Genomic DNA, 22,498 nt, shown 5'->3' with positions numbered 1-22,498 from the left:
AAAGTGGTGGCGAGGGGGGGACTCGAACCCCCGACCCCGTGATTATGAGTCACGTGCTCTAACCAGCTGAGCTACCTAGCCACTGGGCGGGGAGGTACTGGAGGCGGCTTGGGGCGTCAAGGCAAAATCGTCAGGAATCGTGCGGGCCTGCGGCAAGATCGCGAGGTTCATGGTCCGCAGCCAGAGGTTGGCGGCCGCCGAGGCCACGCCATGGCCAGACGACCCGCCAGATTGCGGATCGCAGCGAAGCGAATTGAGGGTGCCATGGCCAGACCGGCCGGACGGCGGCGCGAGACGGGGTTTCAGTCAGCCTCGGGCGTCTGGTGTGCGACCCGGGGCCGGCCCGAGGCGGTGACCGTCACGGTCGCCTCGATGAACATCGGGCGGCCCTCGACATTGGCTTCGCGGATGTCGCGGGCGGTGGTGACGTGCAGGTCCTCGGCGCCGGCCTGACGGGCGCGGGCGCTGGCTTCGGTCCGCAGCGCGGCTTCGAGGGCGTCAAGGGCGGCATCGCGATCGTTGAAGGTCTGCAAACCTTCCGGAAGGTGGGCGGTGAAGCGGCCCTCGCCGGGGCTGGAGACAAGGCCAGAGGCGCGTTGACTGACCTGGCCCACCACGGCCCCGATGGCATTGGCGACACCGGCATGTTCGGGCAGGATCATCTCGCAGCCCAGCCGCTCGCCCACGGCGCCATAGTAGCTGGGGGCTGACGCGCCAAGGCCGATGACCGGGACACCCAGGCGCAGGGTCACCTCTACCACGCCACGGTGGCGGTTCAGGCCGGCAGTGGTCAGGGCATGGCGGGCGAGCGTTTCAGAAGGTTCGTCAAAACCGCCATCCTCGTCGAAGGCGGCTTCCAGCAGGCAGTCCACGGTCTGCGCGGTCAGTTGGTCGATGATCGCCTGCGAGAGGGTGACGCCATCGGCGGCGATCCGATCGCCCGAGCCGTTGCGCCGCTTGGCCAGCAGCTTCAGCGCCTTGGCGGAGGCGGTGCCATCCCAGCTGTCCAGACGCCCCAGCATGTGGCTGGCATCCGAGGGGGTAACGCCGGAAATCATCACCAGCCCACGCGCCACCAGCCGCTCCATCGCCGCGACTTCCAGGCGCGAGGACAAAGCCTGCGCCAAGGGCATGGCATCCTTGACGCGGGCCAGAACCGTCGCCTCACGCGGGGTCAGGCCGCCGGTCTGGCCGTGCATCGGGATGACAAAGCGGCCATCGAACTCTCCGGCGGTGTCAGAGGAAAGCCAGCGGTCCAGCGCGGCGTGCACCATCGGGCCATGATCCACCGCCAAAAGGGACACCGGGATCAGGCGGCGCGGGCCGAGGCGCAGGCCGCCGGTCAGGCCGGTGGTGACCAGATGCACCTCGCTGTCGCCGCCAAGGCCGGAGGTGCGCATGGCAACCGCCTCGACCATGGTCCGCAAGCCACCAACGCGGGCGCCTTCGGGGTCGATCTCGGGCAGGCCGTTGCGCAGAAGGGCGACGTCGGTGGTGGTGCCGCCGATGTCCGACACCAGCGCATCGGCGGCGCCGGTCAGCCAGCGGGCACCCACGATGGAGGCGGCGGGCCCGGACAGAATTGTCTCGATCGGGCGTTCACGCACCATGGCGGCAGAGATCAAGGCACCGTCGCCGCGCACCACCATCAGGGGGGCGGTGATGCCAACGGCCTGCAGGTGGCGTTCGCAGGCGGCAACCAGACGGTCAATCATGCCAATCAGACGGGCGTTCAGAACAGCGGTCAGGGCGCGTTTCGGGCCGTTCAGCTTGGCGGACAACTCGTGCGAGCAGGTCACCGGGCGGCCAGACATGCGGCGGATCAGATCACGTGCCGCGATTTCATGCGCCGGGTTGCGGGTGGCAAAGCGAGAGGCCACGGCAAAGCCCATGACATCGCCGGAAAGATCGGCAACCGCCTTTTCGAGGACTGCCATGTCGAGGGGGGCCGCCTCGCCGCCCGCATGGTTGTGACCGCCCGACAAACGCACGACAGGGTCGCCCTTCAAAGCCTCGATCAGCCCGCCACGCTCCAGATCGTCGGCGTCAAAGCCGATGAAGATCAGGGCGACGCGCCCGCCCTGCCCTTCGACCAGCGCATTGGTGGCCAGCGTGGTCGACAGCGAGACCATGGCGATCTGTGCCGGGGACACGCCAGCGCCCAAAAGCGCTGCGTCCACGGCTTTGCCGATGCCGGTGGCAAGGTCGGCCCGCGTGGTCAGCGATTTGGCCTTGCCGATCACGGCATCTGCAGCCTCGTCAAGGATCACTGCATCGGTGTAGGTGCCGCCGGTATCGACGCCCAGAAGATAGGCCATTCGCGCATTCCTGTATGTGTTCGCAGGTCTAGATAAGGCCAAGTGCCGTCAGGGAAAGGCCCAAGCGCGACACGCCCTGGTCGCCCAGCGCCTACCTTGGCGCCGCAGCCCGCCGCAGACGGTCATTGATGGCCCGGCCAAGGCCGGTTTCCGGGATCGGAGCCACAGCGATGGGGCGGCCTCGGGCGATGCGGTCGGCCTCGCGCAGCAGGTGGAACAGGTTTGCCGCCGCCTCCACCAGATCACCCGTGGCGGAAAGGGTCAGGTCAGCCACTCCCGGACCGAAGCCCAGACGCACCTCGCCGGGGCGCAGATCGACGGCATCCAGCCGCACCGGAGCCTCGGGCGCGTAGTGGCTGGCGAGTTGACCGGGGGCATTGGGGCGGGGGCCATGGCCGCCAAGGATGAGAGGGCCGCTCAGCGTCTCGATGTCTTCCACCGCCACGCCACCGGGGCGAAGAAGTTCGGTTTGCTCGAACAGCCCAAGGATGGTGGATTCCACACCCACCGCGCAGTCGCCGCCGTCGATCACCGCCGCGATCCGGCCAGAAAGGCCCGCCAGAACATGCCCGGCCCGGGTCGGGGAAACCCGACCGGACGGGTTGGCAGAGGGGGCCGCCAAGGGGCCACCGAACGCGGCGATCAGGGCGCGGGCGACGGGATGGTCAGGCAGGCGGATGGCGACGGTGGGCAGTTCGGCAGTGACATAGGGCGACAGGCCAGCCTCGGCGCGCAAGGGCAAGACCAGCGTCAGCGGGCCCGGCCAGAAGCGGGCGGCCAAGGCCTCGGCCCGGGCATCGAAGACGGCCAGACGGCGCGCCATCGCCATGTCGCAGACATGGGCGATCAGCGGGTTGAAGCGCGGCCGACCCTTCGCCTCGTAGATCCGCGCCACGGCGAGGTCGCTGCAAGCGTCGCCGCCCAGACCATAGACTGTCTCGGTCGGGAATGCGACCAGACGCCCCTGCCGCAGCAGAGCCGCCGCATGGTCAATACCCGCCGCATCGGGGGCAAGGATTTCAGTCGTCTCAGCCATGACGCAGCGTCTTTCTTGCTGGAAACCCGCGCGGGGGTCAGCGTAAACCTGCGCTGCCATACTCCGCGCCGCCCCCCTTGTGAAGAAGCCCCTTCGGATGGAGACCTGATGCCCTACCGTGCCCCGCTGTCCGATTACCGTCTGCTTCTGCCCTTGATGGGCTTTGCCAAGGTCGCCGCAACCGAGCGTTTCGCGGACGCCACTGCCGACACCGTCGAGGCGATCCTGTTGGAAGCGGCGAAGGTGTCCGAAACCACCCTCGCCCCGCTGAACCGCAGCGGAGACCTGCACCCGGCCCGTATGGAGAACGGCACGGTGCGCACCTCGCCCGGCTTTGCCGAGGGGTTTGGGGCGATTGCCGAAGGCGGCTGGATCGGCATGTCGGCACAGCCCGAGCATGGCGGCATGGGACTGCCCATCACGCTGGCAACTTGCGTCAATGAAATGATGGGCTCGGCCTGTCTGGCCTTGCAGTTGAACCCCTTGCTGACCCAAGGCCAGATCGAAGCCCTGGAGCATCACGCCAGCCCCGAAATGCAGGCGCTTTTCATCCCCAAGCTGATTTCCGGCGCGTGGCATGGCACGATGAACCTGACCGAACCGCAGGCGGGCTCGGACGTCGGGGCCTTGCGGGCGCAGGCGGTGGCGACGCCGGACGGGGCCTTTGCCGTGACCGGGGAGAAGATCTTCATCTCGTGGGCAGATGCCGATTTCACGGCCAATACCTGCCATCTGGTGCTGGCGCGCTTGCCCGATGCCGCCCCGGGAACCAAGGGCATCAGCCTGTTCATGGTGCCGAAATTCCTGCCCAATCCGGACGGATCCCTTGGCGCGCGCAACAGCCTGAAGGTGGTGCGGCTGGAGCACAAGCTGGGCCTGCATGGTTCGCCCACCGCCGTGATGGCCTTCGAGGGGGCCAAGGGCTGGATCGTGGGGGCGCCGCACAAGGGGATGGCCGCGATGTTCACCATGATGAACAACGCAAGGCTTGGCGTTGGCGTGCAGGGCGTGTCGGTGGCGGAAGCGGCCTTCCAGCAGGCGCTGACCTATGCCGAAGGCCGCAAACAAGGCCGCACCGGATCCGGAGAGCCCGGCATCATCGGCCACCCCGACGTGCGGCGGATGTTGCTGGAGATGAAAGCCGAGACCTTCGCGGCGCGGGCGATTGCGCTGGCCTGTGCGGTGGCCATCGACATGGCGCGGGCCACGGGGTCAGCGGACTGGCTGGCGCGGGCGGCGTTCCTGACGCCCATCGCCAAGGCTTACGGCACCGACACCGGGCACAACGTGGCGCAACTGGGCGTGCAGGTGCATGGCGGAATGGGCTTCATCGAAGACACCGGGGCAGCCCAATTTGCCCGCGATGTGCGGGTGACGTCGATCTATGAAGGCACCAACGGGATCCAGGCGCTGGATCTGGTGGGCCGCAAGATGCTGGACGGTGGGGCGATGGCCCATGTTTTGCTGGACGAGATGGCGGCGACGGCAGAGCAAGCCCCCGCTGACCTCGCAGCGCCCCAGACCGCAGCGGTTGCGGCCCTGAAAGACGCAACCGTCACCCTTCTGGCGCAGGGCGCACAGGATCGGGCCGGGGCTGCGGTGGCCTATCAGCGCGGCTTTGCGCAGGTGCTGGGGGCGCATTTCCACCTGCTGGCGGCAGCGGCGGACCCCTCTCGGCTGCCTTTGGCGCGCTTTGCGGTGACGCGCCTGTTGCCCCGCCACGCCGCCTGGCTTGCCGAAGCGCGGGAGGGATCGGCCGGCCTGTTCGACATGACCGCCGAGGCGCTCTCGGCGTGACCCAGACCCTGCATTATCCTTTTCCGGAAGCGCCGGCAGAATTCCGTGCGGTGAAGGTCGCCCCCGGCATCCTGTGGCTGCGCCTGCCGCTGCCGATGGCACTGGACCATGTCAACGTCTATGCGCTGGATGATGGCGACGGCTGGACCATCGTCGACACCGGCATGGCGTCCAAACGGACGAAGGCCGTCTGGCAGGGGCTGATGGCAGTGACGCTGGCGGGCAAGCCCATCACCCGGTTGATCGTGACGCATCACCACCCGGATCATGTGGGCCTTGCCGGCTGGTTTCAGGATCAGGGGGTGGAGCTTTTGATCCCGCGCACCGCCTGGCTTTACGCCCGCATGCTGACACTGGACGAACAGCGGGAACATTCCCCCGAATCGTTGCAATTCCAGACACGCGCCGGACTTGACCCCGAAACCCTCGCCACCCGCGAACGTCCCTTCAACTTCTGCGATGTGGTGGCACCAATGCCGCTGGGGTTCACCCGCCTTGCCGAGGGCGACATCCTTGCCGCCGGCGCTCGTCGCTGGCGGGTGCGGCTGGGCCAGGGCCACGCGCCGGATCAGGCGACGCTGTGGAGCCTTGATGACCCGATCATCCTTGGCGCCGACCAGTTCCTTGCCACCATCACCCCCAACATCGGCGTCTACGCCACCCAACCATAGGCGGACCCGCTGACGGAATGGCTGACCTCGTGCCGCGGGTTCCTGCCGCTTGCGACGCCGGATCATCTGGTTCTGCCGGGTCACAAACTGCCCTTCACCGGGCTGCCCACACGGTTGGCGCAGATCATCGCCTCGCATGAAACGGCGCTCTCCCGGCTGGCAGCGCATCTGGCCGCGCCGGCCACGGCCGCGCAATGCTTTGCCCCGCTGTTCAGCCGCGCCATCGGCCCGGCAGAGTTCGGCCTTGCCCTTGCCGAGGCGCTGGCTCACCTAAACTGTCTGCTGCACCAAGGCCGCGTCACCCGCCACCTTTCTGCGCAGGGTGCCTGGCTTTGGCAGGCCGTTGGCTGACCGGACCGGCCATTGCGCCACTTGCCCCCGTGACAGCCCCGGACTTATCGTTTATGGCCTAGATCAAAGGTCTGCGGACCATCAACGGCTTGGCAAATCAGGAGGCTGGAAACATGGGCGAATACGTTCCGGGCAATATGGACATCCGCGCACAGGAAAAGACGTTCAACGGCTTTCTGCGCTTGGTCACTTGGGGTGCCGTGATTGCGGTTCTGGTGCTGATCGTCATGGCGCTGGCCGACGCCTGATGTCGGACCTGCGGTTTCAGCCCTGCAAAGGGGACTGAAACCGGATGCCAATGGCTTCGCGGGACGCGTCACGCGCGTCCTTTTTTTGGAAAATCGATTCGTGAACAGGTGACCCGATGCTGAGCCGCCTTCTTGCCCTTGTGGCCGTCGCTTTTCTGGCGGCCTGTGGCGCAGACCACAAATGGGCCAGCGATGCCGAGGTCACCTCGGCGCGCTATGTTCAGGGTCCGCCTGCCACGATCACGCTGATCACCTCGATCAATGGGCGCAGCGGCGCGGGGGCGCATTCCGGCCTTCTGATCAATGGCAGCGAACGCGTCCTTTATGACCCGGCCGGCTCGTGGGAGCTTCAGGCGGGGCTGGCGCCAGAGCGCAATGACCTGCATTACGGCATGAACCCGGCGGCTGTGGCCAGCTATGTGAAATTCCAGTCTGATGGCGTGTTCCATGTCATCCTGCAGACCGTCGTCGTCTCGCAGGCCGAGGCGGATCAGGCAATTGCCGCGTCCGTGGCGCAAGGTTCGGCCCCCAAAGCCGACTGCAGCCATTCCATCTCGGTCATCCTGCACAAGCTGCCGGGCTTCGAAACCATGCCCAACACGTTTTTCCCCAAGGCATTGTCCCGCGGCATGGCCAAACTGCCCGGCGTGGTAGAACAGGATGTCGACAACGTCGCCACGACCTTCACCTTTGACCCTTTGGTCCCCGCCAAGGCAGCCACGACAAACTGACGCCGACCGCTTTGGGGCCAGGGTCGGGGATGAGGAAACGTGCGGATATTCGGCGTAATCCTGGCAGGCGGCGAGTCGCGTCGGATGGGTGCGGACAAGGCGCTTGTCCCGCTGGCTGGACGCCCGATGGTGGCATGGGTTGCGGAACGCTTCGATCCGCAAGTCGAGGCGCTGGCCCTGTCAGCCAATGGAAACCCAAAGCGTTTCGCCTTTCTGGGCCTTCCTGTGCTGGCTGACGAGGCCCGCAGGGGCCCGTTGTCGGGCATCTTGTCGGGGCTGAAGTGGGCCGCGCCGCTGGGGGCCTCGGCCGTGGTGTCGGTCCCCTGCGACGGCCCGTTCCTGCCGCCCGATCTGGTGCCACGGCTTTGTCTGGCGGGCGAGGCGGGCGTCCCTGCGATGGCAACCTCTGGCGCCGACCTGCACCCGACCTGCGCGATCTGGCCGGTGACGCTGATCCCGGCGCTGGAGGCTTTCCTTGCATCGGGTGCCGTGCCGCGACTGCGCGACTTTGCCAAGGCCCACGGCGCCACGCTGGCCGCCTTTCCCGAAGGCAGTTTCAGCAACGCCAACACGCCAGAAGAGCTAGCCCGGCTGCACGCACGCGTGGTGACCAAGCCATGAGCGGGTTTGACCTTGTGGCCGTGGTCGATTGGTCGGCCTCGGCCGCAAGACCGCGGAACAGACCGCAGGCGGACGCGATCTGGCTGGGGCTTGCCTCGGCCAAGGGGGTAGAGACCCGCTATCATCCCTCGCGGCACGCGGCAGAGGTGGCCATCAAGGCCTTGATCGAAACGGCGCAAGCCGCTGGACAAAGCCTGTTTTTGGGCTTTGATTTCCCGTTCGGCTACCCCGACGGCTTCGCCGCCCGGCTGACCGGACAGGCCAAGGTCGCTGCCGTCTGGCATTGGCTGTCAAAGGCGATCATCGACGGCCCGGACAACCACAACAACCGCTTCGCCGTGGCCGATATGATCAACCGCAGCTTGGGCGGCGCCGGCCCGTTCTGGGGTCGCCCGGACAGCCAGCCCTTCGACCATTTGCCCAGCCGCAAGACGGTGGACTATGCGGCGCTTGGCCTGCGCGAACGGCGTCGGGTCGAAACGCTGGTGCCCGGCGCACAGCCGGTCTGGAAGCTCTACACCACCGGGGCCGCCGGCGGGCAAAGCCTGATGGGCCTGCCCATGATCCATCGTCTGTCGCAAATGCCCGGCACAGCCGTCTGGCCCTTTGACGCCCCTGCCCCGGTTCTGCTGGCCGAAATTTACCCTTCCCTGCTGGCCCCCGCCGTCACGGCAGCACTTGGACCCGGCGTTATCAAGGACGAGGTTCAGGTTCGTCTGCTGGCGCAGGCGCTGTGGCGTCTTGGTCAGACCGACCAACTGGCCAAGCTGCTGGCCGCCCCGCCGCCCGAGGTGCGGGGCGAAGAGGGCTGGATCCTGGGCGCAGGCGCGCAAACCGTCTTGCTGGGGGCGCTATGACCGAGCCCTACCGCCTGCAACTCGGCCTGCCCGCCAATCTGCGGGCCGATGCAGCGCGGCTTTACTGGCAGGCTTTCGGCAGCAAACTGGGGCTTGTGATGGGGCCCGAGGCGCGGGCCCTGGCTTACCTGCATCTGGTGATCCGCGCCGACCACGCTGTCATCGCCGTGTCGGACTCCGGCCGGCTTCTGGGCCTCGCAGGCTTCAAGACCCCGCAAGGCAGCTTTGCCGCAGGCGGGCCCGACGCCATGCGCGCCATCTATGGCGCACTTGGCGGCACCTGGCGTGCGCGGGTGCTGGGCTGGCTGACGGACGAAGTGGACAACGAGAACTTCCTGCTCGACGGCCTCTGCGTGGTGCCCGACCGTCGCGGACAGGGGATCGGTTCGGCCCTGATGAGCGCCATCGCCGCCGAAGCCCGGTTGCGCGGCTATCACTCAGTCCGGCTGGATGTCATCAACAGCAACGCGCGGGCGCAGGCGCTGTACGACCGTTTGGGCTTTGTCGAGACACGGCGACAAAGCATCGGCGTGCTGCGCCACGTCTTCGGATTCTCTTATGCCGTGACGATGGTGCGGCAGTTGTGACGGCTTAGCCGGCGAGGGCTGCGGCTTTCACCCAATAGTTCGGATAAGCCATGGAAATGGCAGATTCTGCCGCTGCTGCTTGATCAGCATGTTCGAAAAGTCCAAAGCAGGTTGCGCCAGACCCCGACATTCTGGCCAGCAGGCAACCCGTCTGGCCGGCCAGTGCTGCCAGCGCTTGGCCGATCTGCGGGGCCAACGACAGCGCGGCAGGCTGCAGATCGTTGCGGCACAGATGAAGGTAGGCGGCCAAAGCCGGGGCATCGCCAAGGGCCTCGGGCGCAGGCAGAGCCGGGTTGTCGCGGCGGGTCATGGCGCGGAACACATCCGCTGTTGCAAGGCCAAAGCCGGGGTTGACCAGCACCAGATGGGCCTGCGGCAGCGCGACCGGCGTGATCTTCTCGCCAATCCCCTGCATCCGCGCCGCCACGCCGGACAGACACACCGGCACATCCGCCCCCAAGGCCAGCACCTGCGCGTCCGAGGGCAAATCACATCCCCAAAGCTCTGCCAAGGCGGACAACGTCGCCGCCGCATCAGCCGAGCCGCCGCCGATGCCCGAAGCCACTGGCAGCCGCTTGTCGAGGGTGATCGCCCCCCCCCGCCCCATCACGGCCGCCGCCCGCAGCACCAGATTGTCCGGCCCAGCCGACAACCCCGCCCCCATCGGGCCGGTCACCATCAGACCAAGGCCGTCCGAGGCCTCAACCCGCACCACATCACCATAGTCGGCAAACGCCACGAGACTGTCGAGCAGATGATACCCATCGGCCCGCCGTCCGGTGACATGCAGGGCCAGATTGATCTTGGCCCGGGCTAACCGTTCAACCGCCATTGCTGCCTTGCGCTTTTTCGTCCTTCAGGACCTGATCCAGTCCGACATCCAGCTTGCGGTTGATCCGGGCGGCGTCCTTGTCTTCGGGGTGGAAGGACAGGGCGCGGTGCCATTGATATTGCGCTTCACGCTTGCGACCCACCATCCAGTAGACATCGCCCAGATGGTCCGTCACCACCGGATCGACCGGCATCAGCAGCGAGGCCTTTTCCTGTGGGGCCACGGCATCGGCATAACGCCCCAGCCGGAAATACGCCCATGCCAGACTGTCGATGATATAGCCTTGATCCGGTGCCGTATCGACCGCCTTCTGGATCATGGCCAAGGCGGCATCCAGATTCTCGCCCCGGTCGACATAGCCGTAGCCCAGTTCGTTCAGCAGACGCGGCTCGTTCGGAGCCAGGGCGAGGGCAGCCTTGTAATCAGCCTCGGCGGCGGGCCAGTTGCCCTGATCAAAGTTGCAACCGCCACGCCGGTAATAGATCGGCCAGTCGCTGGCGGTCGGAGAGACGATAAGTCCGATCGCCTGCGAATAGACCCCAATCGCCAGATCGCAATGCCCCTGCCGCCGCAACGTGTCGCCATAGGCCGTCAACACACCGGAATCCTTGGGATTCTTGTCAGCAAGACCCTTCAGCAGCACCACGGCCGCATCGGTCCTGCCCGCGGATATATCAGCATTGGCCTGACCGACCACGGCCGCCACATAGGCCGGATCGCCTTCAGGCACCTTGGAGAAGGCATCCGCCGCCAATTCGAATTGCTCCAGCTTGTTCAGGATCCGGGCCGTCATCAGTTGCGCTTCGACATGGTCGGGGCGCAGGGCTGTGGCGATGCGGGTATTGATCAGGGTGAAGGTGTCGTCGGCCTGCCCGGCCAGCACGGTGGCCAGGGTGAAGAACGCCTCGGCCAGACCCTCGCGTGCGGTGCGGGCCACGTCAAAGGGCACGGGCTCCCCAGCGGCAAGCCTGCGGCGCAGATCGGCCAAACCAGGGTCCAGATCCGGGCCATAGACCTTGTCAATCAGCGCCACGGCATCCGGCCCACGTTCAAGCTGGCTGAGAATTTCAACCTGCGCCAGCACGCCGCGCCTGAGGCCGGTGATCGCCGATGCCCGCGGGTCCGACAGAAGCTTCTCGGCCCCCTCGAAATCGCCGGTTTGCGCCAGGGCCAAGGCCTTGTGATACAGCCCGAAGGTTTCCATGCCCGGGGTGGCAATGATCTTGTCGAAGGCGGCAGCGGCGTCCGACATCTTGCCGGTGCCCACCTCAGCCCAGGCCGTCACCAGACCGTCCATCAACTGACCGATTGTCGCACCTTTGGCCTGTGCCGCCAGAATGGCCGCGAAATCATCGGACAGCGCATCATCGGCCAGAAGCGTCATGGCGGCGATCTGACTTTTGGACCCGAGTGTCTCCAGCGAACGCGCCAGCTTGGCCGCCCCCGCAATATCGCCCTGCGCCAGAAGACCGGTGACGGCGGCCTCCAACAGGTCCGGGTTCTGCGGATCGACCTGCAGAGCCACGTTGTACCAATAGGCGGCCGCTGCAAAATCATGGGTCGCCGCCGCCTGACGCGCCGCCAGATAGGCTCCGGCGCTGTCGGGCAGGGCTGCGGTGGCGTCGGTCGGCTTGGCCGTGGCGGGCGCAGGGTTGGCCGTCGTCCCCGCCGCAAGGGGGCCTCCGGCCAGCCCGAAGGCAAGGCTTGAGGCCAGGATCAGGGACAATGTGCGACGCGGCATCAGGCTCTCCTTCGACGATGCCCTACGCTAAAGGCGCAAGCCACCAAGAGCAATGCGGCCCGAGGGTCTTATCCTCGGGCCGCCTATGACGTTTCGGTGACAGAGGTCACATGTTGGGATAATTCGGCCCGCCGCCCCCTTGCGGCGTGGTCCAGGTGATGTTCTGCGACGGGTCCTTGATGTCACAAGTCTTGCAATGCACGCAGTTCTGGAAGTTGATCTGAAAGCGCGGCTCCTTGCCCTCTTCGCGGATCACTTCATAGACGCCGGCCGGGCAATAGCGCTGCGCCGGTTCATCATAGTCCGGCAGGTTGACCCGGATCGGGATGGTCGGGTCGGTCAGCTTCAGATGCGCGGGTTGATCGGGGTCATGGTTGGTGGCCGAATAGGCGATGTTGGTCAGCCGGTCGAAGGACAGCACGCCATCGGGCTTGGGATAGTCGATTTTCGGGAAATCGGCGGCTTTGCCGGTGTGGGCCGCGTCGGTCTTGTGATGCTTCAGCGTGCCGAAGATCGTCATGCCAAAGGTGTTCAGCCACATGTCGAGCCCGCCGCCCAAAAGGCTGGCGATAAGCCCGTAGTTCGACCACAGGGGCTTGATGTTGCGCACCTTCTTCAGGTCCTGACCGATGGCGCCACCGCGCACCTCGGTCTCGTAATCGGTCAGCTCGTCGCCCCGACGGCCCGCGCTGATCGCGGCATAGGCCGCCTCGGCGGCCGCTTTGCCCGACAGCATGGCGTTGTGGTTGCCCTTGATGCGCGGCACGTTGACCAGACCGGCCGAGCAGCCCAGCAGCGCCACACCGGGGGCGACCATCTTCGGAATAGACTGCCAGCCACCTTCCGAGATGGCCCGCGCGCCGTAAGCCACGCGCTTGCCGCCCTTCAAAAGGTCAGCGACCATCGGGTGATGCTTGAAGCGCTGGAATTCCATGTAGGGGTACAGGTGCGGGTTTTCGTAGTTCAGGTGAACCACCAGACCGATGTAAACCTGATTGTTCTCAAGGTGGTAGATGAAGCTGCCGCCACCGGCATTCTTGCCCAGCGGCCAGCCCATCGTGTGGGTCACGCGGCCTTCATGATGCTTGGCAGGGTCGATCTGCCAGATTTCCTTCATCCCCAGACCGTATTTCTGGAAGGTCTTGCCGGCATAAAGGTCGTATTTCGCGATGACCTCTTTCGACAGACTGCCGCGCACGCCTTCCGACAGGAAGACATACTTGCCCGCCAGCACCATCCCCGGCTCATACGACGGCCCTGGCGTGCCGTCGGCGTTCTTGCCGAATTCCCCCGCCACCACGCCGCGCACTTCGCCATTTGCGCCGTAGACCAGTTCGGAACAGGACATGCCCGGGAAGATTTCCACGCCAAGCGCCTCTGCTTGCTGCGCCATCCAGCGGCAGACATTCGCCATCGAGACGATGTAATTGCCGTGGTTGTTCATCAGGGGCGGCATCGGCCAGTTCGGAATGCGGATCTGCCCGGCCGGCCCTAGAATGTAGAAGTTATCCTCCTTGACCGCGGTCTTGATCGGCGCGCCGCGTTCCTTCCAGTCCGGGATCAGCGCATTCAGACCAGAGGGGTCCAGCACCGCGCCTGACAGGATATGCGCGCCGACTTCCGAGCCCTTTTCCAGGACGACGACGGACAGGTTGGCATCCAGCTGCTTCAGCCGGATCGCCGCGGACAGGCCCGAGGGGCCAGCGCCCACGATGACCACGTCATATTCCATCTCTTCGCGCACGATGTCCTGTGCCATGACCATCTCCTGCAAATCGGTTGGGGTTCCTTGCCCTATGCCACCGTCAGGGTCAACGCTGCGGCGCAACGAAACACCTATCCGTCGCAAGCTGGCCGCAAGATTCTATCGCTGCAGCGACGATCCGCCGTTTATTCGCGGCCTCCCCCTTGCAATCTTGCCGAGATCGGGCTTTCTGTGTGGCGTATGCAAGGTCATGGTCCGAAAAGGGCCGTGGCCTTTTATTTGATTGAGTGGGCCGATGGAAAAGATTCCGCTGACACGCGCAGGGTTCACCCTGCTGGACGACGAGTTGAAGCACCTGAAATCGGTGGAACGCCCCGCCGTGATCCGCGCCATTGCGGAGGCGCGCGAGCATGGCGACCTGTCCGAAAACGCCGAATACCACGCCGCGCGTGAAAAGCAGAGCTTCATCGAGGGCCGGGTCAAGGAACTGGAATCCGTCCTGTCGCGGGCCGAAGTGATTGACCCGTCGAAGTTCACCGGCGGCGTCAAGTTCGGCGCGACGGTCATTGTCTCGGATGACGAATCGGGCGAGGAAAAGACCTTCCAGATCGTGGGTGAGGTCGAAGCCGATCTGGAACGGGGCTTGCTCAACATCCGGTCGCCCTTGGCACGCGCGCTAATTGGCAAGGAAGAGGGCGATTCCGTCGAGGTCAAAACCCCCGGCGGCCAGAAAAGCTACGAAATCGTCAGCGTCCGCTTCGTCTGAGCCTTTAGGGCGCGATGCGGTCACCTAAGGGCTGATGTTCTTGGCTATTCGCCTATGGCATGGGAAGGTCAGAAGTTGAGGCAGATGTGGCGTCGCGCCAGATTTGCGTCTGACCTTGGGAACGGGGCAAGGATGCCGAAGAAACCAAATGAAGTCCCGAACCTGAAGGCCCTGCCGTTTGGCGCGGCGCAGACCAGCCCGCTGGATTGGGGGGCCGGGGCCTTCAGCCTTGTCTGGCTGCTGGTCGTTGGGATCTATGTCTGGTCCGGCCTCAGCCCCTCGGGTCTGATCGGCAAGGCGATGACCCTCCTGGTGGTGCTGCTGCCGTTGGGGCTGGCCTGGTTCGCGGTGGCCACGCTGAAATCCATCCACGCCCTGCAGGTCGAGGCGGGCCGCTTGCAAGGGACGGTCGACGCCATGCGGGTGTCCTACGCTTCGAGCCAGCAGCAATCGCAAGCCGCAGCCGCGCAGCGCCAGCCCGAACGCCCCGCCGACCGCAGCCGCGACGAGGCTGTGGCCGCCGAGCCCTCGGTGCCCTTCGCGTCACGCCGGGATGCGACGCTGACCTTGCCCTCGGCCGACCGCAAATCCACCATGCTGCCGCCGCGTGCGCCGATGATTGCGGAGGAGCAGCCCGCTTTGGCACTTGGCACGCCCATGGACGAGCCGCAGGCACCTTTGACGATGGAGGTTTTCCTGCGCGCCATCCATTTCCCCGAAGGCCCGGAAGACCGCGAGGGATTCCAGGCGCTGCGGCTGGCCTTGGCCGATCGCACCACGGCCAAGCTGATCCGTGCGGCACAAGATGTGCTGACCCTGCTGGCGCAAGAGGGCATCTACATGGACGACCTCTCCCCCGACCGCGCCCGTCCGGATCTGTGGCGGCAGTTCGCAGCTGGCGAACGCGGCCGCACCATCGCGGGCCTTGGCGGCGTGCGCGACCGCTCCTGTCTTGCCCTGACCGCCAACCGCATGCGCGAGGATACCGTCTTCCGCGATGCCGCCCACCACTTCCTGCGATCCTTCGACAAGGCGATTGCCGCCATCGAACCCAGCGCCAGCGACAGCGAATTGAGCTTCCTGTCCGACACCCGCACCGCGCGCGCCTTCATGCTGTTTGGCCGGGTGACCGGGACATTCGACTGAGGCGGCGCCCCTGTCTGGCCGCAGGGAGGGTTTCACACCCTCCCGGACCCTCCCGTGGAGTATTTCCAAAGGAGCAAATGCAAGGGGTCAGTTGACCCGGCTGACCACGTAGTCGGCAAGTTCGGACAGGGTTTTGCGCAGCGGTTGGTCTGGCAGAACGGCCAGCGCATCACGTGCCTTGGCGGCCCAGACAAAGGCCTCGTCGCGCGCCGCCTGCAAGCCGCCGGTTTCGGTCAGAAGCTTCAATGCGTGGTCCAGATCACCGTCACGCTGATCGCCTTTTTCGATGACCCGGGTCCAGAAGGCGCGCTCTTCAGGGGTGGCCTTGGCCACGGCCTTGATCACCGGCAGGGTGACCTTGCGCTCGCGGAAATCGTCGCCGGTGTTCTTGCCGATGACGGCAGAGGATCCGCCATAATCCAGAAGGTCATCCGCGATCTGGAACGCGATGCCGAGCGCGTCACCATAGTCAAACAACGCACGGACCTGATCCTCGGGGGCGCCGGCGATCACGCCGCCCACTTCGCAGGCGGCCGCAAACAACGCCGCGGTCTTGCCACGCACCACTTGCAGATAGATGGCTTCATCCGTCTTCAGATCCTGTGCGGCCGTCAGTTGCAGCACCTCGCCCTCGGCAATGGTGGCAGAGGCGTTGGCCAGGATATCCAGCACGCGCAGGGTTCCCGTCTCGACCATCAGTTGAAAGCTGCGCGAAAACAGGTAGTCGCCCACCAAAACCGAAGACTTGTTGTCCCACAAGAGGTTGGCCGTCGGGCGACCGCGACGCTGCTTGCTTTCGTCGACCACGTCGTCATGCAACAGGGTCGCGGTGTGAATGAATTCCACCGTGGCGGCCAGCTTGATGTGGTGATCGCCGTCATAGCCGCAGATCCGCGCCGCAGCCAAGGTCAACATAGGGCGCAGGCGCTTGCCGCCGGCTTCGACGAGATGCGCGGTCACCTCTGGAATGCGCGGCGCGTGCTTTGAGGCCATCCGTTCCCGGATCAGCAGGTTGACCGCGGCCATATCCGCAGCCAAGGCATCGGCGAGCGCGTCCTGCGGCTTGACGTGAGCCTGTTTGTCCATCGCGATCATCGCCTTCCCTAACGTCTCGACACGGGACGCAGGGTTCCGTAAGTCTGGCCCATGCGCCTGTTGTTACGCACCAATGACCCGACCCTGATTGCCTTCGCCCAAGCCTTGCTTGCGGGCGAGGGTATAGCGGCGTTTGAAATGGACGTCCACATGAGCGTCCTTGAAGGATCGAGCTTTCTGCTGCCAAGGCGGCTGATGGTGGCGGACCGCGATCATTTCTTGGCCCATGCGGTACTGCGCGACAATGATTTTCCCAAAGACAGCCTGCCGGAATGAACGACGACCTGACCCATGACGCCTTCCTGTGTGGGCGTCTGCATCTGTGGCAACCCCGGCGCGGTTACCGTGCGGCGACCGATGCCGTGCTTCTGGCCGCAGCTTGCCCGGCCGTGGCGGGGCAGCGGGTGCTGGATCTGGGCTGCGGTGCCGGGGCGGCCTCGCTTTGCCTTGCCGCGCGCGTGCCGGGGCTGGTGCAGACCGGGTTGGAATTGCAGGAAGATTATGCAGCGCTGGCCCGCCGCAATGCAGCAGGGAATGGCATTCCGCTGACCGTGATCACCGGCGATCTGACCGCAATGCCTGCCGTGCTGCGGGTGGGCTTTGACCATGTGATTGCCAATCCGCCTTGGTATCCGCGCGGCGGCTCGCCCTCGCCCGTCGCAGGGCGCGACGTGGCCTTACGGGCCGAACTGCCCTTGGGTGAGTGGGTGGCAGCGGCTTCGCGGCGGCTTGATCCGGGCGGATGGCTGACGATGATCCTTGGGGCTGACGGCTTGCCGGAGGTTTTGGCGGCGATGGGGCCGCGGCTTGGCTCGGCGGTCGTCCTGCCGATTGCCGCGCGCGAAGGGCGTCCGGCGCTGCGCGTCATCCTGCGGGCCCGCAAAGGCGGCAAGGCGGCGTTCCGGCTGCTGGCCCCCCTGATCACCCATCAGGGCGAGGCGCATGACGGCGACCGGGAAAGCTACACCCCCCGCGCGAACGACATCCTGCGCAACGGGGCGCCGCTTTCCGCCGAGTTTAGCTGAATTCTTGGCACTACGGCGCCGGGTGACCAGAAGATTTCGTGACAGACTCATGAATTCGTGCTGCACTGAAGGTCTTGGAAACAGCTATCGGAGGTTCCCCATGAGTGTTGCTTCGCATATCACTGAACTGAAGCGGAAGCACGAACACCTCTCCACCGCGGTCGAAATGGCGCAGCGCCGCCCTGCCGTGGATGATCTGGAAATTGCCGAACTGAAGAAGCAGAAACTCAAGCTGAAGGAAGAAATCGCCCGGCTTACCCAGTAGGGCCCTTGCTTCCGGCGCGGGCAGCCAGCGCTGCCCCGCCGGTTATCGCCAAGGCCGCAAGGCCAAGGATCGGGGTCGCGGTGGCGTGACCTGTCGTGATCAAGACCAGCGTGGACAGAAGCGGTGCTGCATAGGACAGAGTGCCAAGCATCTGAATATCCCCGCGTTTCATCCCCACATCCCAAGTGAAGAAGGCCAGCCCCACCGGCCCCGCGCCCAGAGCAAGCGTTGCAGCCCAGCCGGTGGCGCCCTGCGGCCAGGCTGTAACCTCCAGCGCCAGATGGCTTAGCGCTGACAAGGCTGCGGTCAGCAGGCAGAAGACCGTGACCGCCTCGGTCGGCACCTGCCCCATCTTGCGTGACAGCACGGAATAGCCAGCCCAGGTCACGGCACACAAGAAGGCCAGTCCCAGCCCCGCCGCGGCCCCCGGCCCCGCCGTCATGCCACCGCCGAGAACGATCAGAGCTGCCCCGGCGAAGGCCAGGGCTGCACCGATCAGATGCAGGGGCCGCAAAGTCTCGCCCGGCAGCAGGCCCGAGAGCAGAACGATGAACAACGGCCAAAGATAGGCGATCAGGCCGGTTTGCGCATAGGGCGCGATGCGGAACGCCGTAAAGTACAGGAAGTGGTAGCCGAACAGACCAATCGCGCCGAAGGCATAGACCTTCCAGCCCACCCCGCGCAGCACCGAAAAGCCGCGCCCGAAGGCCATCCAGATCAGGCCGATGGCGCCACCCAGACCAAAGCAGACGGCGTTCAGTTGCAAGGGCGGCACCGGGGCCGTGCCGATGGTCAGCGCCGCCAGAAGCGCCCACATCAGGATGGCGGTGGTTCCGATCAGGGTTGCGCGATTTCGGGTCATCTGGTCCTCCGTCGGCCTGCCTAACCGGAGCCGCTCCAAAGGAAAAGGCCCGCCGTGGGGCGGGCCTTCGCAGGATAGCGCTATGGCCCATCCGACCTCAGACGAAGAACTGCCCGCCGTTGGCCGAGATGGTCGAACCCGTGATGAAGCCCGCGTCGTCGGAGGCCAGGAACACCACGATCCGCGCGATCTCGGACGGCTCGCCCAGACGGCCGACCGGAATTTGCGGGATGATGCGCTCGGCCAGCACCTTCTCGTCGATCGCCTTGACCATGTCGGTGCCGATATAGCCCGGGCAGATCGCGTTCACGGTGATGCCAGCCCGCGCGCCTTCCTGCGCCAGCGCCTTGGTGAAGCCCAGATCACCCGACTTGGCGGCCGAGTAGTTCACCTGCCCCGCCTGACCCTTTTGCCCGTTTATGGACGAGATGTTGATCACCCGGCCAAACTTGCGGTCGCGCATGCCGGTCCAGACCGGATGGGTCATGTTGAACAGGCCCGACAGGTTGGTGTCGATGACCTCTTTCCAGGCCTGCGGCGTCATCTTGTGGAACATCGAGTCCCGCGTGATACCCGCATTGTTGACCAGCACGGCCACCGGGCCCAGATCAGCCTCGACCTGCGCGATGCCGGCCTTGCAGGCGTCATAATCCGCCACCGACCACTTGTAGGTCTTGATGCCCGTCTCGGCGGTGAACTTGGCCGCCGCCTCGTCGTTGCCGGCATAGTTTGCCGCCACCGTATAGCCCGCCGCCTGCAGTGCAACCGAAATGGCCGCCCCGATCCCCCGCGAGCCGCCCGTCACCAAAGCCACTTTCGACATTCTGTCCTCCTTAACTTCCCTCGAAGCCTGACTACCCAAAATAGAAATGCCGCGCAACTTTATTGCGCGGCACCGTGCCTATGCGGCAATATTACGCAAGCGCAGCAATCAGGCGCGTTCCAGGCACATGGCAACGCCCATCCCGCCGCCGATGCACAGGGTCGCCAGACCCTTCTTGGCATCGCGGCGGCCCATCTCGTGGATCAGCGTGTTCAGGATACGCGCGCCCGAGGCGCCAATCGGGTGACCGATGGCAATGGCGCCGCCGTTCACGTTGACGATCTCGGGGTTCCAGCCCATGTCCTTGTTGACAGCGCAGGCTTGGGCGGCAAAAGCCTCGTTCGCTTCGACCAGGTCCAGATCAGCCACCGACCAACCGGCCTTCTGCAGCGCCTTGCGGCTGGCCTGAATCGGCCCGACGCCCATGATCGAGGGGTCAACGCCGGCGGTCGCGTAGGACGCAATCCGCGCCAGAACCTTCAGCCCGCGCTTGGCCGCCTGCTCTTCCGACATCAGCAGAACCCCCGCCGCGCCGTCATTCAGACCCGAGGCATTCGCCGCCGTCACTGAACCGTCCTTGGTGAAGGCCGGACGCAGCTTCTGCATCGACTCCAGCGTGGCACCATGACGGATATATTCGTCAGCATCCACAACCGTGTCACCCTTGCGGGTCTTGATGATGAAGGGAACGATCTCGTCCTTGAACTTGCCGGCCTTATGGGCGGCCTCGGCTTTGTTCTGGCTGGCAAGCGCGAACAGATCCTGCATCTCGCGCGAAATCTGCCACTGATTGGCGACGTTCTCGGCGGTCTGGCCCATGTGATAGCCGTTGAAGGCATCCCACAGCCCGTCGCGGATCATCGAGTCGATGAAGGCGATGTCGCCCATCTTGGTGCCAGCGCGCATATGGGCGACATGGGGCGACAGGCTCATGCTTTCCTGACCACCGGCCACGACAACATCGGCATCGCCCAACTGGATGTGCTGCGCGCCAATCGCCACAGCCCGCAGACCCGAGCCGCAGACCTGGTTCAGACCCCAGGCGCTGGCTTCAATCGGCAGACCGGCGCGGATCGCCGCCTGACGTGCCGGGTTCTGGCCCTGACCGGCGGTCAGAACCTGACCCAGGATCGTCTCGCTGACCTCGGCCTTGTCGATGCCCGCCCGCGCCACCAGCGCCTCGATCACCGCCGCACCCAGTTCGTGCGCCGGGGTCGCAGCAAAGGCCCCGTTAAAGCTGCCAACAGCGGTCCGCGCCGCCGAAACGATCACGACATTGGTCATGTTTCCTCGCCCCCTCAGATGTTCCCTGCGGCAGCGTCTGTCGATGCCGCTCTGCAGCATGCCCTAGACGGGAAAGCCTACAAAAGCAACTTCGGATGCTGAAGAGCGACCTTCCATCTTGCCGCAGCGGCATGCATCCGGCGCAAACCTGCCACGGCCCAACACAGGGCCCTTGGCCTCAGGCGGACTTCTTTTGCGCCTCAACCGGGGCCCAGGGTGGCCGGACCGAGGGCGCGCCAAACAGATAGCCCTGCAGGCAATCCACCCCCATCAGACGCAGACATTCGGCATCCTCCGGCGTCTCCACCGACTCTGCCACCGTGAACATTTCGAAATGCTTGCCGATGCCCAGAAGAGCCTTGACCAGCGCCTGATTGTCGGGATCCCGGCTGATCTGGCGGATGAACTGGCCGTCGATCTTCAGGATGTCGAACATGAAGTCCTTGAAATAGCGGATCGCCGTGTTGCCCGCCCCGAAATCATCCATCGCAAAGGCCACACCCTTGCGCTGCCACTCTTCCATGAAGGTCACCACCAGTTCCGGCACTGTCATGGCAGAGCTTTCGGTGATCTCAAGGATCAAACGTTCCCCCACCGTGGGCCCGGCCTCCAGCCCCTTCTTCAGCGTCCGGATCCAGCGAGGGTAGCCGATCGATCGGGCTGACATGTTGATCGCCAAACGCAGGTCAGCGTGGCGGGCCAAGGCCCCCAACCCGAACTCTAACGCGGCACAGTCAATTTCCCGGCCCAGTTCATGGCTTTCGATGGTGTCGATGAACTCCCGCGCCGGGATGATTCGCCCGTTGGGTTCCAAGACGCGGATCAGGCCTTCATGGAAAGCCACCCGCCTTGGGTCGCGCGTCAGAACCACGGGCTGATAGGCCAAAGCCAGACGCCGGGTGCGGATCGCCTCCTCCACCATGCGCAGGGTGTCCTGATCGGCCTGACTGATTGCCGCGCCCAAGGGGCTTGCCATGCCAACCCGCGCCTCAACCCTTGGCTTGCCTTTGTCTGGCTGCATGCTGATTCCCCGTGCTTGTCGTGGCAGCGCACTCCTGCCCATGACAAACTTCGGCCCAAAGGCTAAAGCATCGGTTAACGCCGGCATTTATGCCAATTGCAACGCAGCGAGGAGGAGCCCATGCCCGAAGCAACCGTGACGCGGTGTCCCTGGTGCGGCACTGACCCGCTGTACTGCGCCTATCATGATACGGAATGGGGTGTTCCCGAATGGGACGCGCGCGCCTTGTGGGAAAAGCTGATCCTTGACGGGTTTCAGGCTGGGTTAAGCTGGATCACGATCTTGAAAAAGCGCGAGAGTTTCCGCGCCGAATTCGAGGGTTTCAACCCCCAAGCCATTGCCCGCTGGGGCGAACCCGACATCCTGCGCGCCCTGTCCAACCCCGGTATCATCCGCCACCGGGGCAAGATCGAAGGCACCGTGAAGAACGCCCGCGCCTATCTGACCCTGCAAGAGAAGGGCGATTTCGCCACCCTCCTGTGGGATTTCGTCGATGGCGCGCCGCGCCAGAACCGCCCCGCCTCAGGCCGCGACATCCCGACCGAAAGCCCGCAATCACAAGCCATGTCCAAGATGCTGAAGAAGGCGGGCTTTACCTTCGTCGGCCCCACCATCGTCTACGCCTTCATGCAGGCCTGCGGTCTGGTCAACGACCACCTCGTCACCTGCCATGCCCATGACAAGGTCGCAGCCCTTGCCGCAAGGCCCGCCTGAAG

General features: G+C 65.2%; 22 protein-coding genes, 1 tRNA gene and 1 pseudogene. 13 read left to right on the top strand and 11 right to left on the bottom strand.

Annotation, left to right across the window (positions count from 1 at the left end; genetic code table 11):
• Positions 1-4: 4 nt before the first annotated feature.
• The 3 genes from AC1Y2B_RS11460 to AC1Y2B_RS11450 all read right to left on the bottom strand — a co-directional run bounded on the left by AC1Y2B_RS11460 (position 5) and on the right by AC1Y2B_RS11450 (position 3,354).
• Positions 5-81, bottom strand: a tRNA-Met gene (locus tag AC1Y2B_RS11460).
• Between the two features lie 221 nt (positions 82-302).
• The gene (locus tag AC1Y2B_RS11455) at positions 303-2,318 is read right to left on the bottom strand and encodes a hydantoinase/oxoprolinase N-terminal domain-containing protein (RefSeq protein ID WP_482253221.1); all 2,016 of its coding nucleotides are present in this window, start codon (positions 2,316-2,318) and stop codon (positions 303-305) included.
• A 91-nt stretch (positions 2,319-2,409) separates the two neighbouring features.
• Positions 2,410-3,354, bottom strand: coding sequence for an L-threonylcarbamoyladenylate synthase (locus AC1Y2B_RS11450; protein ID WP_482253220.1), 945 nt, complete (start codon positions 3,352-3,354; stop codon positions 2,410-2,412).
• Between the two features lie 108 nt (positions 3,355-3,462).
• Between AC1Y2B_RS11450 and AC1Y2B_RS11445 the strand changes: the two genes are divergently transcribed.
• The 7 genes and pseudogenes from AC1Y2B_RS11445 (at position 3,463) to AC1Y2B_RS11415 (ending at position 9,217) form a co-directional block, all read left to right on the top strand.
• A complete protein-coding gene (locus AC1Y2B_RS11445) occupies positions 3,463-5,151 on the top strand; it encodes an acyl-CoA dehydrogenase family protein (protein ID WP_482253219.1) in 1,689 nt (562 codons plus the stop codon).
• Positions 5,148-6,173 (top strand): annotated as a pseudogene (locus AC1Y2B_RS11440) (MBL fold metallo-hydrolase). Before AC1Y2B_RS11445 ends, AC1Y2B_RS11440 begins: the two are co-directional and overlap by 4 nt.
• Before the next feature lie 113 nt (positions 6,174-6,286).
• Complete coding sequence (locus AC1Y2B_RS11435) at positions 6,287-6,421, top strand: aa3-type cytochrome c oxidase subunit IV (RefSeq protein WP_482253218.1); 135 nt, start codon at positions 6,287-6,289, stop codon at positions 6,419-6,421.
• 116 nt (positions 6,422-6,537) lie between these two features.
• Complete coding sequence (locus AC1Y2B_RS11430; RefSeq protein WP_482253217.1) at positions 6,538-7,152, top strand: hypothetical protein; 615 nt, start codon at positions 6,538-6,540, stop codon at positions 7,150-7,152.
• Between the two features lie 39 nt (positions 7,153-7,191).
• Entirely contained in the window at positions 7,192-7,773 is a 582-nt protein-coding gene (gene mobA, locus AC1Y2B_RS11425; RefSeq protein ID WP_482253216.1) for a molybdenum cofactor guanylyltransferase MobA, read from the top strand.
• On the top strand, positions 7,770-8,630 hold the full coding sequence (locus AC1Y2B_RS11420) for a molybdopterin guanine dinucleotide synthesis (RefSeq protein WP_482253215.1): 861 nt from the start codon (positions 7,770-7,772) through the stop codon (positions 8,628-8,630). Before mobA ends, AC1Y2B_RS11420 begins: the two co-directional genes overlap by 4 nt.
• Positions 8,627-9,217, top strand: coding sequence for a GNAT family N-acetyltransferase (locus AC1Y2B_RS11415; RefSeq protein WP_482253214.1), 591 nt, complete (start codon positions 8,627-8,629; stop codon positions 9,215-9,217). The genes AC1Y2B_RS11420 and AC1Y2B_RS11415 overlap by 4 nt, the downstream gene beginning before the upstream one ends.
• 4 nt (positions 9,218-9,221) lie before the next feature.
• Here AC1Y2B_RS11415 and AC1Y2B_RS11410 read toward each other — a convergent pair whose 3' ends face one another.
• The 3 genes from AC1Y2B_RS11410 to AC1Y2B_RS11400 all read right to left on the bottom strand — a co-directional run bounded on the left by AC1Y2B_RS11410 (position 9,222) and on the right by AC1Y2B_RS11400 (position 13,549).
• Positions 9,222-10,049, bottom strand: a complete 828-nt coding sequence (locus AC1Y2B_RS11410; protein WP_482253213.1) for a 4-(cytidine 5'-diphospho)-2-C-methyl-D-erythritol kinase — start codon at positions 10,047-10,049, stop codon at positions 9,222-9,224.
• A complete protein-coding gene (locus AC1Y2B_RS11405; protein ID WP_482253212.1) occupies positions 10,039-11,790 on the bottom strand; it encodes a tetratricopeptide repeat protein in 1,752 nt (583 codons plus the stop codon). Before AC1Y2B_RS11405 ends, AC1Y2B_RS11410 begins: the two co-directional genes overlap by 11 nt.
• A 106-nt stretch (positions 11,791-11,896) precedes the next feature.
• Complete coding sequence (locus AC1Y2B_RS11400) at positions 11,897-13,549, bottom strand: electron transfer flavoprotein-ubiquinone oxidoreductase (protein ID WP_482253211.1); 1,653 nt, start codon at positions 13,547-13,549, stop codon at positions 11,897-11,899.
• Positions 13,550-13,790: 241 nt separating this feature from the next.
• Here AC1Y2B_RS11400 and greA point away from each other — a divergent pair, with 241 nt between their 5' ends.
• Positions 13,791-14,261 carry a transcription elongation factor GreA gene (greA, locus tag AC1Y2B_RS11395; protein ID WP_482253210.1) on the top strand — a complete coding sequence of 157 codons (471 nt, stop codon included), beginning with the start codon at positions 13,791-13,793 and terminating at the stop codon, positions 14,259-14,261.
• 132 nt (positions 14,262-14,393) lie between these two features.
• Positions 14,394-15,407, top strand: a complete 1,014-nt coding sequence (locus AC1Y2B_RS11390; RefSeq protein ID WP_482253209.1) for a hypothetical protein — start codon at positions 14,394-14,396, stop codon at positions 15,405-15,407.
• Positions 15,408-15,494: 87 nt separating this feature from the next.
• On the opposite strand, the gene AC1Y2B_RS11385 is transcribed toward AC1Y2B_RS11390, so the two are convergent.
• The gene (locus tag AC1Y2B_RS11385; RefSeq protein ID WP_482253208.1) at positions 15,495-16,493 is read right to left on the bottom strand and encodes a polyprenyl synthetase family protein; all 999 of its coding nucleotides are present in this window, start codon (positions 16,491-16,493) and stop codon (positions 15,495-15,497) included.
• A gap of 60 nt (positions 16,494-16,553) precedes the next feature.
• Here AC1Y2B_RS11385 and AC1Y2B_RS11380 point away from each other — a divergent pair, with 60 nt between their 5' ends.
• From AC1Y2B_RS11380 to AC1Y2B_RS11370, 3 genes are all read left to right on the top strand, one after another.
• Positions 16,554-16,778, top strand: a complete 225-nt coding sequence (locus AC1Y2B_RS11380) for a putative signal transducing protein (RefSeq protein WP_482253207.1) — start codon at positions 16,554-16,556, stop codon at positions 16,776-16,778.
• Positions 16,775-17,527 carry a tRNA1(Val) (adenine(37)-N6)-methyltransferase gene (locus AC1Y2B_RS11375; RefSeq protein ID WP_482253206.1) on the top strand — a complete coding sequence of 251 codons (753 nt, stop codon included), beginning with the start codon at positions 16,775-16,777 and terminating at the stop codon, positions 17,525-17,527. The genes AC1Y2B_RS11380 and AC1Y2B_RS11375 overlap by 4 nt, the downstream gene beginning before the upstream one ends.
• A gap of 100 nt (positions 17,528-17,627) precedes the next feature.
• A complete protein-coding gene (locus tag AC1Y2B_RS11370) occupies positions 17,628-17,792 on the top strand; it encodes a YdcH family protein (protein WP_482253205.1) in 165 nt (54 codons plus the stop codon).
• On the opposite strand, the gene yddG is transcribed toward AC1Y2B_RS11370, so the two are convergent.
• From yddG to AC1Y2B_RS11350, 4 genes are all read right to left on the bottom strand, one after another.
• On the bottom strand, positions 17,782-18,654 hold the full coding sequence (yddG, locus tag AC1Y2B_RS11365; RefSeq protein WP_482253204.1) for an aromatic amino acid exporter YddG: 873 nt from the start codon (positions 18,652-18,654) through the stop codon (positions 17,782-17,784). The genes AC1Y2B_RS11370 and yddG overlap by 11 nt on opposite strands.
• A 97-nt stretch (positions 18,655-18,751) precedes the next feature.
• On the bottom strand, positions 18,752-19,477 hold the full coding sequence (gene phbB, locus AC1Y2B_RS11360) for an acetoacetyl-CoA reductase (protein ID WP_482253203.1): 726 nt from the start codon (positions 19,475-19,477) through the stop codon (positions 18,752-18,754).
• Positions 19,478-19,585: 108 nt separating this feature from the next.
• On the bottom strand, positions 19,586-20,761 hold the full coding sequence (locus AC1Y2B_RS11355) for an acetyl-CoA C-acetyltransferase (RefSeq protein ID WP_482253202.1): 1,176 nt from the start codon (positions 20,759-20,761) through the stop codon (positions 19,586-19,588).
• A 178-nt stretch (positions 20,762-20,939) separates the two neighbouring features.
• Positions 20,940-21,782 (bottom strand): EAL domain-containing protein, encoded by an 843-nt coding sequence (locus tag AC1Y2B_RS11350; protein ID WP_482253201.1) that lies wholly within the window; start codon positions 21,780-21,782, stop codon positions 20,940-20,942.
• A 120-nt stretch (positions 21,783-21,902) separates the two neighbouring features.
• On the opposite strand from AC1Y2B_RS11350, the gene AC1Y2B_RS11345 reads away from it, so the two are divergent.
• Positions 21,903-22,496, top strand: a complete 594-nt coding sequence (locus AC1Y2B_RS11345) for a DNA-3-methyladenine glycosylase I (protein WP_482253200.1) — start codon at positions 21,903-21,905, stop codon at positions 22,494-22,496.
• Positions 22,497-22,498: the final 2 nt, after the last annotated feature.

Source organism: Stagnihabitans sp. (genome assembly GCF_964946895.1).
This window is presented reverse-complemented; position numbering and strand designations above follow the sequence as displayed.